The following is a 15,245-nucleotide window of genomic DNA, read 5'->3' on the forward strand; positions in this document are numbered from 1 at the left end:
GGCGGCTGAGGCTTGACAAGCCAGACAAGAAAATTAGATCGATCATAATGGCTTATACCGACGAAAATTTTGCCGTACTGCCGTTGGGCTGCAGTTGTCAGACAAATCATCAGATCAATGCCCAGATCAGTTTGATCGGCGATGTTTTGCGGGCGTCTTATCCGATTCAATTGAGCACTTATTTTGACTGGATCATCGCACCGTCGGGAAGCACGCTCAAGCTGATCGAAGCAGGATTGCCCCTCCCCGAAAGTCTCGATGAGATTGGCTGGGCGTGCGGTAAGCCCGAATGGGTCAAGGAGAATATTTTATTTTATCATGAGTTTATTGATCCCTGGCATAATTATTATTCCAGCCAGGAAGGGCTCGACAGTCTGCGCGGGAAGTTCAGCTACACTGCATCGAACCTCAAGACGATGGCGCAGGCGAAGAAGACTATATTCATGTGGTCTAACTCGCAGAACAACCTCGATCACGTATCGACGGAATGCGCCAACCTGGATGTCGTCCTGACATATGATGCCGTCGACAAAATCATGAGGGCTGGCGACATTCTTTCCAGCGGCCAAGCCAGTTATGTCTTCGTGACCTATGAGGATCGTCACGCGCTCGACCTGACGAAGACGATCGACCGGGCGCAGGTTCACGTCATCGCTCGCGATGAATCGGGCTGGGAAGGCGACGAAGGCGAATGGGCTCGTGTGTTCAGGACATTCAACCCGAGCTGATTTTAGAGCGGTTCCAACCAGATGAAACGCAGTTCGGCGAAGCCGATCACCTGATGGCTGAAAAACGCTTCAATATAAACGCCTGAAGCGGTTGTGAATGAGAGGCGATGGTGACGCGAACCGGGCAGCGTTGCCGGAATGCTGCTCCCGCGCGTGTATATGGGTTACGTCCAGCGCCGCAGTTATCGTGTTCCCCGAAAAATCGAACACCGGCTGGGATCGCCCCTCAGAGTCTCCGCCATCAAGCGGCGACGTGACGGACAGGTTTGGCGCCCACCGCGTGAGCCGTCAATTATCCCGGAACGCCAGCGCCATTTGATCGACCAGTGGTTTGGTGACGTAGGACAGCATGGAACGGCTGCCGGTGGAGATGAATATCTCGGCCGGCATGCCCGGCCGCAATGCCAACCCCGCGTCCGCCACGGCGCGCCGATCGATTGCGAGTCGCACCGTATAGAAGCTGCGCTGGTTATCTTCGCTGGTGGTCTCATTGGATGCCACGAAGATCACCTTCCCGGTGATCTCGGGCGTCGTACGGACATTGAAGGCGGAAAAGCGGATGCGTGCCGGCTGGCCGACGCGCACCTGATCGATGTCGCTGGGCGCAACCACACCCTCGACGACGAGGATATCGTTGCGGGGCACGATTTCCATGAGTTGGTCGCCGGGACGGACCAGTTCGCCGGGGGAATGCACGCGCAGTTTTTCGACCACGCCATCCACCGGGGCCCGGATAACCATTCTGTTCTGCGCCTCTCCCGCAGAAGCCCGGCGCACGTCCTGCTGATTGAGCGCGACCTTGAGCTCTTCATGTTCGACGCCTGCTTCGGCACGCCTGCGCTGGGCTGTTTGAAGAATTTCGGTTTCGGCTTCCGCTACCTTCGCCTCGGTCCCGGCGATATTGGCTGACAACGCCGCGATGCTCCCCTGAATCTGCACGGCCGCGCGTTCAAGCTGTGATTTGCGCCCGATCGTGACCAGCTGTTTTTCGTAAAGCTTGCGCAAGCCTTCCAGTTCCGGCTGGATCAGCACGCCCTGCTCCCTGAGCGCCGCTATCTGGGCGCGGTAGCTGGCGATTTCCTCACGCGCCTGAACGACCCGCGTCCGCAGAAGTGCGATCTCCCCGCTCATCTGGCGGTTACGCACCGCAAAAAGACGCGCCTCATCGGCCATGGCACGCCGGGCAGACGCATCGCGCCGGCGTAACAGGTCGTCCGGAAAGCGTATGGCCGGCAGCGACAGGCGCTCCGCATCGAGCCTGGCGAGCTTCGCCCTGAGTTCGTCCGCAGAGGAAGACGAAAGTGTCGCGTCGACGCTCGACACGCTGTCATCAAGCCGGATTAGCGCCTGTCCCTGGCTTACGCTGCTGCCATCCGTCACAGCGATGGTCGCGACAGTGCCGCCATATTGATGCGAGATGCGCTTTACCCGGCCCTCGATTCCTATCCGGCCACTGGCAATGACGGCAGCGCCGATCGGAATAAGGGCGCCGCCGATGACCAGCACCATAATGAGCGCGAGCACGGCCCATAGTGCATGGCGACTCTTGCGGGCGATCGCGATATCGGGATCATAGGCCATGCTTTCGGAGCCCGGGTCTGACTGCATAGGCGCGATTTCCGGCAGGTTCTGCGATCCGTTCATGCGCGGGCACCCGATGAAGCGCCGGACGCAGCTTCCAGGTCGCCCGTGGCTCGGGGAACCGCTGATGCCATCTTCCTGATAACGTCTTCCCTTGGCCCGAACATTTCCATCTGCCCGTTGCGCATCAGCAAAAGATAGTTGACCGATTCCAGCACCGCGGGACGATGGGCTATGATGATGGCGATCCCCTTACGGGATCGCACCGACTGGATCGCCCTGCCCAGTGCCCGTTCGCCCTCGAGGTCGAGATTCGAATTGGGCTCATCGAGGACCACCAGGAAGGGATCACCATAGAGCGCGCGCGCGAGGCCGACGCGTTGACGCTGACCGGCGGACAGTTGAAGCCCATCCTCGCCCAACTGGGTCTCGTAGCCATCGGGCAGTCCGACGATCATGTCGTGGACGCCAGCAGACTGCGCCGCGGCGATTATCGCGCCTGACGTGGCGTGCCGTTCGAACCGGGCGATGTTCTGCGCCACGGTTCCTTCGGACAGTTCCACCGTCTGAGGCAGATAGCCGAGATACTGGCCGAGCCTGTCGCGGTCCCATTGCGCCAACGTCGCTCCGTCGAGACGCACCGAACCTTGCAGCACGGGCCACAGGCCCAGCAGCGCGCGGGCGAGCGAGGTCTTGCCCGCGCCGCTCGGTCCCAATATGCCGACGGCATCCCCGGCCGCGAGACGAAAGGTTACGCCCCTGACCGTGGCCGACCGGACACCCGGAGGCGCCAGACTGAGCTGCTGGACCGCGAGTTCCCGCTGGGGCGGTGGCAATATTGTGCGGCCGAGGTCTTTGGCTGGCATGGCTTCCAGCAGCATCGTCAACCTTGCCCAACCCTGACGCGCGCGCGTCAGGTTGCGCCAGCTTTCGATCATATGGTCGATCGGCGCCAGGGCGCGCGACGACAGGATGGAGGCGGCGAAGATTACCCCGCCGCTGGCTTTGCCGTCGAGCACCAGCAACACGCCGACCGTGAACACCGACGACTGCACGAACAGGCGCATGATGCGCGAAAGCACGGAGGCCAGGCCTAGATTATGACTGAGACTCGCCTGAACCGAAAGATAGGTTTCATTCACCTCGTTCCACTGGTCCTGCCGCCGTTCGCGCATGCCGAGCGCCACGTGGAGTTCGGCATGGCGCAAGTCGCGGTCGGACACCGCGCTGCGAATGCCGTTTATCTTGGTCGCCCGTTCGACGGCCGGGCGGTTGACCCGGTTCATCAGCAGTGTGATCGCCAGCAGCACGGCACCCCCCACAGCGACGGCCAGCGCCAGATAGGGATGCAACATCAACATGATGGCGACGAAAAAGAGCGACCAGGGCAAATCGATGATGGCGGCGGGCCCCGGCCCGCCCAAAAATGCCCTGATTGCGTCCAGATCACGCATGGCAAGCAGCCCCTCGTCATCGCGCGACCGACCCGACAGCACGGCGTCGGACATGGCGATTTGCACCCGGCGCACCAATTGCCGGCCAAAGCCGTTGGCGACGTGGTTCAGAATCTGTGAACGCAGATGGTCGAGGAACCCCTGGAACGCGTAAACCAGTATCAACAGCAAAAACAGTGCGGCCAACGTCGGCAGGCTGTGACTTGGCAGCACCGAATCATATACGATCATCATATAGATCGAACCGCCCAGAAGGACGATGTTGAGCGCAGATGTGAGCAGCGCCACGATCCAGAATGCTGACCGATAACGCCGCAAAGCCAGCCCCAATTCCGAAGCCGACACGGCCCGCATTCGCTCGCCGATCGTTGGCGGCCGTGATCCTGTCACCACTTCGAGCACTCCATGATCAGGTAAAGCGGCTGCCAGACCCTCCGGGCCGAGTAAATGACTCGCGCTGATTTCCCTCTGCTGACGCGTGGCGTGCCTACGCGTCCGGAATGCGCCGGTCCAGCCATCCTTTGTCCAGCCACGCCCGCTTCGCCAGCCAGCGGCATTAAGGCAGCAACAGCGAGGCCAGGCCGATGCCCAGCGTTCGCCGGTCCGGATTGTCCCCTACAGGCTCGGGCGTCTGCGGGTCGCTATGGACAAGCACCATGAGGATATCGCCTTCGCCGATCGCCGCGGGAGGGATGCGCACGCGCACCATTTTCTGCAAGCCGCTCAGGGAGAATTCTCCAAGAAAAAAGCCGTTGGCAAGAATTTTCAGCGTTGGGCGCTGACCTTCCAGCGGCACGACGCTCCGAACTCCTAGATGCACTTCGAGATAGCCGCCAACATAGCCTTCACCGGGGCAGAAGCGCAGTTCGGCGCTCTTTCGTCCCCAGGTTCCCCAAGGTTCGGTCCCCCACCACCCGACGCCCAGATATATGATGTTTGCGGGGTCGGAAAATTCCACGAGCAGGTCCCGCGCCAGGATCGGAAAGCCTGCCGCGTTCAGCCTGACGCCTGCCTCGCTTATCGAGGCAGCCTTGTGCATGTTGCCAGGGATATGGATCATCGCGCCGCCGCTTTGCTCCGCCACAGCCAACGACGCCACGGTCCTGCTCAATCCGGCGAGTCGGGCCTCCAGCAACAGGATCTGCTCCTCCAGGCAGCGTAGTTTCTGCTTCATCGCACACATGTTGTGCCATTCCTCAATCGATAAATCCCGGATCGGCACATAAGTGCAATGTTGTACTCTTATGTACAAGGGCGAGGCTATTGGACGGACGGTCGGAAAGGAAAAGCCCTTGCAAACTTAGCACTTGGCAAGTTCGACCGTTTTGTGCATTGCAACAGCGTCCGATGAGGCGACCAGGACTGTGGTGACCGGGCGGGCACCAATCTCTAATGCGGGGCGGCGAGGCGTTACGATGGATTCCTATGATGCCGAGGCTCCAGCGCGTGCGCCGAGTGCTCCGCTCCATGCCTCCTATTTCCTGAATTTCTACGACGAACAATTTGTCTGGGAAGTGTATGCGAAGCTGTTGAAGCGCAAACCGGACGTCCAAGGTAATGCATATTATCTCAGCCTTGTGAGGGCAGGTGTAAGCCGTTACGAAATCATCAGCAATATCGCATCGTCGCGCGAATTCGCCTCTCGCAAAGAGCCGCTCGCGGGCCTGAAATCCTATCGCATATACCGATCGCTGGCAGCCATCCCTTTATTGGGTCGTTTTGTTCAGGCCCTCGTGTTTCTTTTTAAGATCGAAACATTCTTGAAGGATTTGCGAGCGCTGGAAAACCATGTTTACCGCCTTTCGGTCCACATCGAGCAGGAGAAGCCGCAGTGAAAATCCTGACCGTCGGCACCTATCCTATCGAAAATCCTACTCATGGCGGTCAGCACCGTGTGACCAATATCGTGCGCCTGCTTGGGGTTGCCGGTCATGAAGTCCGCACTGCGGGCGTCCTTGGACATCCGTCCTATGACAAAAGTCCTTATTTCCTGAAATATCCGGGCGATCTGGCGTTAAAAGAGTTTCTTGAGCGGCCAGCGCTCATGGAAGATTGGGCAATCGGACAACTTGCGGTCCATAATGAAGGCTATTTTCGTGAGTTGGCTGACCGGATCGACTGGTCGCCTGATCTGATCCTCGTCGAGCAGCCCTGGCTCTTCGGATTCGCGCAGAAATTCAACCGCTCAAGGCTGCGTGGCCGGGCACGCATCGTCTATTCGTCGCATAATATTGAGAGCGCTCTGAAATATGAGATAGCCAAACGATGGTTCGGCAGTCGGGACGCAGCGGATTTTCGCCAGAAGGTCCTGGAGTGCGAGCTTGATGCTATCCGGTCCGCCGATCTGGTGTTCTGCGTATCCGAAGGCGACCGTGCCTGGACGGCCCAATATTCCAAAAAGCCGCCCTTTCTCGCGCCGAACGGTGTGGCGGACGGCGTTGCCTCCTTCGACGATATCCGATCGGCGAACGAGTTGACCCACGCAAAGCCCTTCGCCCTTTATTGCGCAAGCGCTCATCCGCCAAATCTCGACGGCTTTTTCGAAATTTTCGGCAAAGGCGTAGGCAGCTTCCCGCCAGGCGCAAAACTGGTCGTGGCCGGCGGTGCGGGCCAGTCGATCAAGGACAGTCCCCAATTTCACAAGGCGGGTGGGCTGTCCGCGATCTATATAGACGCGGGGAAAGTGTCAGGCGGCATGTTGCGCGGCTTGCTGGCGACGGCGCACATGGTTTTGTTGCCCATTACCCATGGGGGCGGGACGAACCTCAAATCGGCCGAGGCGATCTGGTCGGGCCGCTACGTCGTAGGGACCCAATCCGCGATGCGCGGTTTTGAGGAGTTTGTCGGCAGTCGCGGAATTGTCGTGGAAAATGACGGCCAAGGCTTCAACCGGGCGATCCGGACCTTTTTTATGCAACCCCGGCTGGATCTGACAATGGACGAACGTGATCGGCGGCGCGCCGTTCTTTGGGAAGAGACGCTGTCCAGCATCATCCGCGAAGTCGGCGCGATGGAGCGCGTGGCATGACGGATCACGCCCCCGTCCATATCCCCCGCATCTGGATGAATGTCACCACGACGGTCAACTGGACGCGTCCTGCGGTTGGGATCGTCCGTGTCGAGCAGGAGCTCTGCAAAGAGCTGAGCAAGCTTTATGGTGATCGCTTTTCGCAATGCGTGCTGGAGAAAGGCGCGTTTGTTCCCTATTTTCCGGACGATGAAGAAAGGCAGCTCGAAACCGGGCAGTTCTGGCCGGAGCCGTCCCGGCGTTTTCCGAGAAGTTCCACGTTCGAATTATTTTCGAGCAAGAAAAAGATCGCGGCCGCCAGCGCGACCTCCCGGACGGATCGCGACCCTCTTCCTGCTGCGCCCCCGAAACCCAGGCCAAAATTCGGATTTGGCGACATCATCATTTCGGTTGGGCTGGATTGGGATAGCGGCGCTGCCGATCTTTTCGCCGATCTCAAGCGAAAAATGGGCATTCGGTTCGTTACTTGCTGTTACGACCTGATCCCCATCCTGTTTCCGCAATTCTGCGTCGGCGAGGTAGCAGCCTATTTCAAGCAGTATTTCACGAAAGTATCGTGGTCTTCCGATCTTGTCCTGTGTATTTCGCGGCAATCGGAAAGCGACTATATCCGCCTGGCCGACCAGATGGGATTTCCGCAAGTTCCTACCGCGGTCATGCCCCTCGGCGACAATGTCGCTCCGGCAACCGTCGAAGATGACGCCAAATTGAGTGATGCCGTCGTGCGCGCGATGGACGAACCGTTCATCCTGTTCGTTGGGACAATTGAGCGGCGCAAGAATCATGAAGTATTATATCGCGCTTATCATTTGCTCGCGCGTGAGGGTAAGCTCCAAGACGTTCCAAAGCTGGTTTTCATCGGCATGGCCGGATGGGGCGTCGGCGATTTGCTCAAGGATATTGAGCTCGACCCACTGGTGAGAAACAAGATCGTCATTCTCAACCATGTTTCCGATGCCGAGCTTGCCCTCCTCTATCAGCAAGCGAAATTCTTCGTTTATCCATCCTTCTATGAAGGGTGGGGCCTTCCTGTTGGAGAAGCGCTGGCCTTTGGCAAAGTCGTCATCGCGTCCGACCAGGGATCGATCCCGGAAGTAGGCGGCGATCTCGTTATCTATGCCGACGCCTGGAATCCCCGTGAGTGGGCGAACAAGATCCATCACTTTGCAACGTCGGCGGAAGCGCTTGACGCCGCTCATATGAAGATCGTGAAGAATTACCGTAAGCGGGAATGGGCGGACACGGGTGTGGCCGTGAAGAACGCCATCACTTCGATCATTGAACGGCAGCCACCGAAACCGATCATATTCTCCCCCGGATATGAGATGAGTACATCGGCCGGTCTGGCCTGTGGCGGCATCATTTTTTCAACCGGGGACGCAGGGGCGCTGACCTTCGGTCCATATATAGGCGTGCAAAAGGGCAGCTATGACATCGAAATCTTTTTCGATAAGCTTGCCGGGTCGTCCGGCAAATGTCAGGCTATGGTCGCATGCGAAATTGGCAAGAATATCCGGGCGGGTGTCGATCGCCAGTTCGACGAAGCCGAGGCATCCGGGTCGATGTTGATGCGTCAAGTTCTGTTCGAAACGGATGTGACCGATTTTGAGGTAGTAATTTATGTTGACAAGGGGCTAATGATTTCCATCAATCGTGTTGAGATTCGGCCTGCCCGTCAGCAATCCTAATATAAATAATTTAAAATCATGCGAGGTACGATGAAAACTGCGGTCATTACCGGTATCTCCGGACAAGATGGTGCCTATCTGGCGGAGCTGCTGCTCAACAAGGGGTACAAGGTTTACGGCACCTATCGTCGAACGAGTTCCGTGAACTTCTGGCGTATCGAAGAACTAGGCATTCAGAATCATGAAAATTTGCATCTGGTGGAGTATGATCTGACCGATCTGGCGTCGAGCATTCGCTTGCTGGACACTGCCAAGCCGTCGGAAGTATACAATCTTGCAGCACAGAGCTTCGTGGGCGTATCTTTCGACCAGCCGGTGACAACCGCTGAAATCACCGGCATCGGGCCGCTCAATTTGCTTGAGGCCATCCGGATCGTTAATCCTAAGATTCGCTTTTATCAGGCGAGCACTTCGGAAATGTTCGGGAAAGTGCAAGCCGTCCCCCAGGTTGAAGAGACCTCTTTTTACCCACGCAGTCCATATGGCGTCGCCAAGCTTTATGCGCATTGGATCACGGTAAATTACCGCGAAAGCTACGACATATTTGGCTGCAGTGGCATATTGTTCAACCATGAAAGCCCATTGCGGGGGCGCGAATTTGTGACGCGCAAGATCACGGATTCGGTAGCCAAGATCAAATTGGGAAAGCTGGAATGCCTGGAATTGGGCAATATCGATGCCAAACGTGACTGGGGTTTCGCCAAGGAATATGTCGAAGGCATGCATCTCATGCTCCAGGCGGATGTCGCGGATACATATGTGCTGGCAACCAATCGGACGGAGACCGTGCGCGATTTCGTATCCCTGGCGTTCAAAGCGGTCGATATCGATGTCTCCTTCAGCGGCAGCGAAGAAAATGAAGTCGCGGTCGACCAGAATGGAAAGACGGTGATGCGGATCAATCCGCGCTTTTACCGACCAGCAGAGGTAGAATTGCTGATCGGCGATCCTGCCAAAGCTGCTGCGCAGCTCGGATGGAAACCTCAGACGACGCTCGAGCAACTGTGCAAAATGATGGTGGATGCCGATCTGCAGCGCAACGTGACAGGCGCATCCTTTTGATTCATGGTGTCGCAGCCTTTTGGGCAGTGACACGTTGGTCGTGTAGAAGCAGGATGCGTGGCGACTCACCGGGTGGACCGGCTCCACTCGGTGATCGGCTTGCGAAACACGCAGTCTGACTGGATGGCATTATGACGAGAATGCTCGTTACCGGCGTCGGAGGTTTCACCGGCCAACATCTGATCGCGCGGATGCGCTCGCGATTTCCGAACGTCGAAATACACGGGCTGGTGAGGTCTGAAAGCCCGCCGCTCGATGGGGTCGCCGTGCAGCATGCGTGCGATCTTAACGATCCGGCTGCCGTGCAAGCGCTGGTGTATGCCGTCAAACCCGATCAGGTCGTTCATCTGGCGGGCGCCGCCTTTGTGGGACGCGCTGATGTCGAATCTTTTTATCGGACCAATTTGCTAGGGACGAGAAATCTTTTGGACGCGCTCGCGCAACTGGATCGTCCGCCCAGCGCGATATTGGTCGCAAGCAGTGCAAATGTATATGGCAATCAGCGCTTGGGCGCGATATCCGAAGACATGACACCCGACCCGGTGAACGATTACGGCGTCAGCAAAGTAGGCATGGAATATGTAAGCCGTCTCTATAACAGTCGCCTGCCAATTATCATTACCCGGCCTTTTAACTATACTGGCGTCGGCCAGTCGACTGATTTCCTTATCTCCAAGATCGTCGACCATGTCCGTCGCCGGGAGCCTGAAATTACACTAGGCAACACCGACGTGGCTCGTGACTTTTCCGATGTGCGGGATGTCGTAGGCGCCTATCTCGAACTTTTGCATAATCCGCAGGCGATTGGTCAGGTCGTCAATATATGTTCCGGCCAAGCGTACAGACTGGACGACATATTGGAAATCATCAAAGAGTTATCCAACCATGATTTCGCCGTTGTTGTCGATCACAAATTGGTACGCGCGAATGAAATAAAGGAATTGTGGGGTGACCGCTCGAGGCTGAACTCTCTCATTCAGAATCAGGAAAGAATTCCTCTGCGAGAAACTCTGAATTGGATGCTGAAATATTAGAGTAAATATCTACGAAAGGCCGGAACGACTACAACTTGTGATATTATCCACCATGGATATCATGAACATATTGGCTTTCAGGCTATGGTAAGGTTGTGCCCTGGGAAGCCTCGAGCAGAATGCCGACGCAGGAACAAACCCCTAAATTCAAGAGCCGAGTTCAAGATGGAAACGCGGGGCACTGGCATGGCCCTTTCCTGTTGGATCCTAAAAGATGCCCAGTCGTGACCGGATTTCGCCGGTGCAAAACATATTTGGCGATGCCGTTAAGGCCCGGATCGCGATGGCACGTCGGCGAGCGACCGCCATTTGGGTGCTTGCTCAGGACCGTTAAGGTGATCGGTCATGCGAATCGCAGCCATTAGCGCGCCGTTCGGGGTTGGCCGCCGTCGAGCCAGTGCGCCACCGGCATATAAGGCGGGCCGTGGCGACGCTTGAGGCGCTACGGAGGTGCGACGGGAGGCGCTTTCGACGAGCCCAACGGCCACGCTATCACATGGCTTGAAATTCCAAGTATTTAGAAGAGACGAGAAAATATGTAACAGCGGGAAATGCTTTATGGCTTTGCAGATTCACGCACGCAGAATAGTATATCTTTCTGCGTATCAAAGCATATGCCCAATAGTTTTATAGAATAGCCCGGCGTGAAGGTGTCCAATTTCGACTTGCAATCGCAATTTGCTTCGACTAAAATTTCGGCGATTCTCAGTGGCATGGCGCGTTTTGGGGGTGTTAACAGCGATGGTGAGCGAGCTGAGCGGGAAGAAAATTCTCGTAACGGGTGCCTCCGGTGTAATGGGGCAGGCTCTTGTAGAAGAGCTCCGCGAGCGGAACTTCACTGATGTGACCGCCATTGCCAGTAAAGAGGCGAACCTTCTTAAGGAACAGACGGTTCACGACCTTTTTGCTCATGTAAAGCCCGATCTTGTGTTTCATCTCGCGGCACGTGTTTCAGGTATTATGGGAAATCTCCGCAACCGAGCCGCTGCTTTCACTGACAATGCGCGGATGAATATCAACGTGATCGACGCTGCAGTGCAAAATGGCGTGACCAAATTTGTGGCCATGGGTACGACGGCCATTTACTCGGATACCATTGCGCTGCCGATGAAAGAGGATGATTTGTGGCAGGGCGCGCCTCACGGATCGGAAGCGCCATATGGACATGCCAAAAGGGCGATGTTGGCCCAGCTAGAGGCCTGTCGGGAACATTATGGGTTACAATATGCCTATTGTATTTCCACAAATCTGTACGGCCCGCATGACAAGTTCGACGAACAATATGGGCACGTCCTTCCTTCGCTGATCTCGAAATTTCACCGCGCTGTGACAACGGGAAGTCAGGTTGAGGTGTGGGGGACCGGTGCCGCCCAGCGCGATTTCCTATTTGCCAAGGACGCGGCCAAGGCCCTGATCCTATCGGCAGAATCTGGAGAAGGCCCGATCAATGTCGCCAGCGGAAATCCTATATCGATCCGGGAGACGGCCGAGACGATCGCAGATGTCGTGGGCTATAAACAGCCGATCATCTGGGATGAAACCAAGCCCAATGGCCAGATGCTCCGTGATTATGACATAACGAAATTGCTGGGCCTTGGTTTCAAGCCGCAAATATCATTCCGCGAAGGGGTTCGGCAGACGTACAACTGGTATGCGGAAAACTTTCCCAACGTTCGTAGATAGGGCAGAGCCATATGGAAAGACAAGTTACACCTGACGATGTCAAATGGGTATATCGGCTGCTTCTCGGGCGTGAGCCGGAGAGCTATCAGATGGTCATGAGTATTGTCGGCGAAAATATATTTCAGCGGGAATTAGTGGTGCGGGTTGTGACGTCCGATGAGTTCCGGCTCCGCTTTCCGGGCTTATACGATACTTAACTTTCCGCGTTGATGAAAGGGTATCGCCATGTCAGATGCTGGCAATAGTGATGATAAAAACGAGAAAGTAACGACGGGGGTCGGCATGTCAGCATACGCCTCATCTTCAGGGCCCGCTGCAGATAAAATCATTTTATCGTCAGGTGTTACCGGAGCAGTGACAACGCATCCAGACGATATTGTGGCGGAGCTGACTCGAAAGCTGGAAAGTCTGTCTCGCGAGCGGGACGAGTATCACCAGGAATTGTTCGAGTCGAACCGTGCCGCCGCAGTATTCGCACTTCAGCGTCAAACCTTGGTGGATGAGGTCAACTATTATAAATTCGGTCACGCGGAACGTGATTTCGTCACGTCTACTCAAGCACAGATAAATGTGCGGAACGAATATATCGGCTTCCTTGAGGACCGGATATGGAATTACGAGACCGAAAGAGTGCGATTGCTGCAAAGCGTGACTGATCTGACTGATAAGATCGCAAAGCTGGATAAGCCGAAACCGACGGTCGCGCCAGCACCGCCAGTCCAGAACAATGATAATGTCCCGAAACGTAAGCGTCCATAAAGGCGGAGCGGCATGGTTTTTCCAAACGAGTTGGGCCGCGTGATGCAAGGCAGCATCGGTGCCGAGATTTGCGTTATCGGACGCTGCAATTTTAGCAGTGGCATAGGATTGTTGACCTATTCCTTCGCGGAAGCGCTTTCCAGGAGTTTCCCGACCTGTATTCTTCCGACCGAGCCCAATCTTCGGGAGGAGCGGGAAATTAAATTGCCTAATGGGAGATCCGTGCCGGTGTGGCGTGGGCAAACCCTCAAAGCGTCGATCTTCGTGGACGTATTTTGGAATGGTACGTGGGATCTTAATTACACTCTGGTGCCTTCGACCGGCCTCAGACTGGCGTGCATCGTCTGGGACTCGGATGTCTTCCCTAGCGAGTGGATGAATATCCTCAATGCGCGTTACGACGCAGCCGTGATCACAAGTCCGCATTTGCGCGAGCCGCTCGAACGTAGCGGTTGCGAAGTTCCTATCATCTGCGTTCCGCCGCCGCTGGACCTGGAGCCGCTGCTGCGCAGGCCTTTTGTCGAACCCTCTAAAAAGATCAGGGTCGGCTGCGTTGCCGCCTTTCATCCTCGCAAGGGAACCCCCTTGCTGCTCAGGGCTTTCGCCGAAGCGTGTAGAGGCTTGGCTGATGTCGAGTTATTGCTGCACTCCAATCTGGCGTTCCCGGGTGCCGTGGATCGCGTAAAACGGGAGATCGAACGGGCCGAAGTCGATAATGTCATTCTCAGCACCGAAAATATGTCGATTGAGGCCAAGACCGACCTCATAGATACGATCGACATATTCGCCAATCTTTCACGCGGAGAAGGATATTCGATCGGCCCCCGTGAAGCGCTTGCTATGGGCAAGGTGTGCGTACTTTCCAACGTCGGCGGCCATATAGAGTTAGGCGGCACACCCGGCGTATTCATGGTCGCAGCGCCGGAGAAAATGCCTGCGCGTTTTCCGGAAATCGACAATCGCGTTTTCGGCGAGCAGCGCGTGGTCAGGCTAGATGACGCCGTTCAGACAATCGGCAAGGCGATCGATTATGTAAGAAACGGATCCTATGCCGAGACGGTAATAGACCGACGCAATCGCGCCGCTGATTTCTCTTTCTCTCGTCTATCCAATGCAGTCGCGGAGCTTATCGATCCCGCTATCGGCAAATTCCGCCGGTCACCCCAATCACCGCCCGAAGTCGTCATAAGTGATGAATATCGAGCCTTTAGCGCAAAGATCATCCGCTCATCGGGCGGATTGTCGGGTTGTCGTCGTGTGGTTATTCCTGCGCATGATGCCGGGTTTTTCTCGATCTTCAACGTCTTTTTCACGCATCTCGCCTGGGCGCAGCAAGACCACCGGGTGCATATGGTGCTTCCCGACTGGGACGTTAACCGGTTCAAAGGCCGTCACGCTGGAAGCAAGCCGGTCAGCTTTTGTTATGGTCGACCCGAAGACGGCAATATTTGGACAAAATTTTTCGAACCGCTTTATGGTCTGGATGCGGCACAGTTCGAAGATCCGAAATTCCTGTATGAGGGAAGCGAAATTCCGGACGATCTTTTCAATACAAGCCGCGAACCGCTGATGACTTATGTCAACGCATATCGGCTGTATAAGTCACCGGATTTTCAGGGTTTCCGCAACCAGTATCATCGTGTGTTGCAGGATCATATCATACTCGAGCCGGGCCTTAAAAAGGAAGTCGCGACTTTCGCTTCGGATCATCTTGAGGATGCCTTCATCATCGGCGCGCATGTCCGGCATCCCAGCCACACAGTAGAGCAGCCCGGCGCGTTGATCGCACATACAAATGATTATATCAGGCGCATCCGCCGTCTGGTGGAAGATGAAGTACCAAAAAGCCGGAGCTGGAAAGTGTTTTTGGCGACCGATCAGGAGCGTGTAGTTCGACGGTTCAAGCAGGAGTTCGGAGATCGTCTCGCCGTCGTCGAAGACGCTCGACGAACGACGGACGTGGAAGACAGCAAATTCGACTCCGCAAAAGAGAAGAATGCCGACGGCTTTCAGCTTCAACATATCGTCGCATCATCGGAAGAAAACTGGTCGACTTCCATGGCACGAGAAGTGATAAGGGACGCCTTTCTTATGGGAAAATGCGACGTTCTATTTCACGTGGTGAGCAACGTCTCTACGGCCGTCTCCTATATCAATCCGCAATGCAGGATGATTTTCATCTAGGAATCGTGGGGATTTAGGATTCCCACTTCTACCGGAGATGTGAC

At 56.1% G+C, this 15,245-nt stretch carries 12 protein-coding genes; 9 read left to right on the plus strand and 3 right to left on the minus strand.

The window, feature by feature from the left end; translation table 11 throughout:
- Positions 1 to 47: 47 nt before the first annotated feature.
- On the plus strand, positions 48 to 728 hold the full coding sequence (locus WG907_RS02505; RefSeq protein ID WP_340231007.1) for a hypothetical protein: 681 nt from the start codon (positions 48 to 50) through the stop codon (positions 726 to 728).
- A gap of 288 nt (positions 729 to 1,016) precedes the next feature.
- Here WG907_RS02505 and WG907_RS02510 read toward each other — a convergent pair whose 3' ends face one another.
- The 3 genes from WG907_RS02510 to WG907_RS02520 form a co-directional block, all read right to left on the minus strand.
- Positions 1,017 to 2,336 carry an HlyD family type I secretion periplasmic adaptor subunit gene (locus tag WG907_RS02510; RefSeq protein ID WP_340231008.1) on the minus strand — a complete coding sequence of 440 codons (1,320 nt, stop codon included), beginning with the start codon at positions 2,334 to 2,336 and terminating at the stop codon, positions 1,017 to 1,019.
- Positions 2,337 to 2,368: 32 nt separating this feature from the next.
- Entirely contained in the window at positions 2,369 to 4,153 is a 1,785-nt protein-coding gene (locus WG907_RS02515) for a type I secretion system permease/ATPase (protein WP_340231009.1), read from the minus strand.
- 166 nt (positions 4,154 to 4,319) lie between these two features.
- Positions 4,320 to 4,985, minus strand: coding sequence for a hypothetical protein (locus tag WG907_RS02520; protein WP_340231011.1), 666 nt, complete (start codon positions 4,983 to 4,985; stop codon positions 4,320 to 4,322).
- Between the two features lie 193 nt (positions 4,986 to 5,178).
- On the opposite strand from WG907_RS02520, the gene WG907_RS02525 reads away from it, so the two are divergent.
- The 8 genes from WG907_RS02525 (at position 5,179) to WG907_RS02560 (ending at position 15,201) form a co-directional block, all read left to right on the plus strand.
- Positions 5,179 to 5,598: a DUF4214 domain-containing protein gene (locus WG907_RS02525; RefSeq protein WP_340231012.1), complete on the plus strand. Its 420-nt coding sequence runs from the start codon at positions 5,179 to 5,181 to the stop codon at positions 5,596 to 5,598.
- The gene (locus tag WG907_RS02530) at positions 5,595 to 6,791 is read left to right on the plus strand and encodes a glycosyltransferase (protein WP_340231014.1); all 1,197 of its coding nucleotides are present in this window, start codon (positions 5,595 to 5,597) and stop codon (positions 6,789 to 6,791) included. The genes WG907_RS02525 and WG907_RS02530 overlap by 4 nt, the downstream gene beginning before the upstream one ends.
- Positions 6,788 to 8,479 carry a glycosyltransferase family 4 protein gene (locus WG907_RS02535; RefSeq protein ID WP_340231015.1) on the plus strand — a complete coding sequence of 564 codons (1,692 nt, stop codon included), beginning with the start codon at positions 6,788 to 6,790 and terminating at the stop codon, positions 8,477 to 8,479. The genes WG907_RS02530 and WG907_RS02535 overlap by 4 nt, the downstream gene beginning before the upstream one ends.
- Before the next feature lie 30 nt (positions 8,480 to 8,509).
- Entirely contained in the window at positions 8,510 to 9,541 is a 1,032-nt protein-coding gene (gmd, locus tag WG907_RS02540) for a GDP-mannose 4,6-dehydratase (RefSeq protein WP_340231017.1), read from the plus strand.
- A 131-nt stretch (positions 9,542 to 9,672) separates the two neighbouring features.
- Positions 9,673 to 10,575 carry a GDP-mannose 4,6-dehydratase gene (locus WG907_RS02545; protein WP_340231019.1) on the plus strand — a complete coding sequence of 301 codons (903 nt, stop codon included), beginning with the start codon at positions 9,673 to 9,675 and terminating at the stop codon, positions 10,573 to 10,575.
- A gap of 744 nt (positions 10,576 to 11,319) precedes the next feature.
- Complete coding sequence (locus WG907_RS02550; protein WP_340231020.1) at positions 11,320 to 12,258, plus strand: GDP-L-fucose synthase family protein; 939 nt, start codon at positions 11,320 to 11,322, stop codon at positions 12,256 to 12,258.
- 225 nt (positions 12,259 to 12,483) lie between these two features.
- On the plus strand, positions 12,484 to 13,017 hold the full coding sequence (locus tag WG907_RS02555) for a hypothetical protein (RefSeq protein WP_340231021.1): 534 nt from the start codon (positions 12,484 to 12,486) through the stop codon (positions 13,015 to 13,017).
- A gap of 12 nt (positions 13,018 to 13,029) precedes the next feature.
- Positions 13,030 to 15,201 carry a glycosyltransferase gene (locus WG907_RS02560; protein ID WP_340231022.1) on the plus strand — a complete coding sequence of 724 codons (2,172 nt, stop codon included), beginning with the start codon at positions 13,030 to 13,032 and terminating at the stop codon, positions 15,199 to 15,201.
- Positions 15,202 to 15,245 lie beyond the last annotated feature (44 nt).

Source organism: Sphingobium fluminis, assembly GCF_037723805.1.
Taxonomy (GTDB): Bacteria; Pseudomonadota; Alphaproteobacteria; order Sphingomonadales; family Sphingomonadaceae; genus Sphingobium.

What these genes read in the sequence shown, in the direction of transcription:
- WG907_RS02505 (WP_340231007.1), top strand. Translation starts at nt 48, where the DNA reads ATGGCTTATACCGACGAAAATTTTGCCGTACTGCCGTTGGGCTGCAGT.
- WG907_RS02510 (WP_340231008.1), bottom strand. Translation starts at nt 2,336, where the DNA reads ATGCAGTCAGACCCGGGCTCCGAAAGCATGGCCTATGATCCCGATATC.
- WG907_RS02525 (WP_340231012.1), top strand. Translation starts at nt 5,179, where the DNA reads ATGGATTCCTATGATGCCGAGGCTCCAGCGCGTGCGCCGAGTGCTCCG.
- WG907_RS02535 (WP_340231015.1), top strand. Translation starts at nt 6,788, where the DNA reads ATGACGGATCACGCCCCCGTCCATATCCCCCGCATCTGGATGAATGTC.
- gmd (WP_340231017.1), top strand. Translation starts at nt 8,510, where the DNA reads ATGAAAACTGCGGTCATTACCGGTATCTCCGGACAAGATGGTGCCTAT.
- WG907_RS02545 (WP_340231019.1), top strand. Translation starts at nt 9,673, where the DNA reads ATGACGAGAATGCTCGTTACCGGCGTCGGAGGTTTCACCGGCCAACAT.
- WG907_RS02555 (WP_340231021.1), top strand. Translation starts at nt 12,484, where the DNA reads ATGTCAGATGCTGGCAATAGTGATGATAAAAACGAGAAAGTAACGACG.
- WG907_RS02560 (WP_340231022.1), top strand. Translation starts at nt 13,030, where the DNA reads ATGGTTTTTCCAAACGAGTTGGGCCGCGTGATGCAAGGCAGCATCGGT.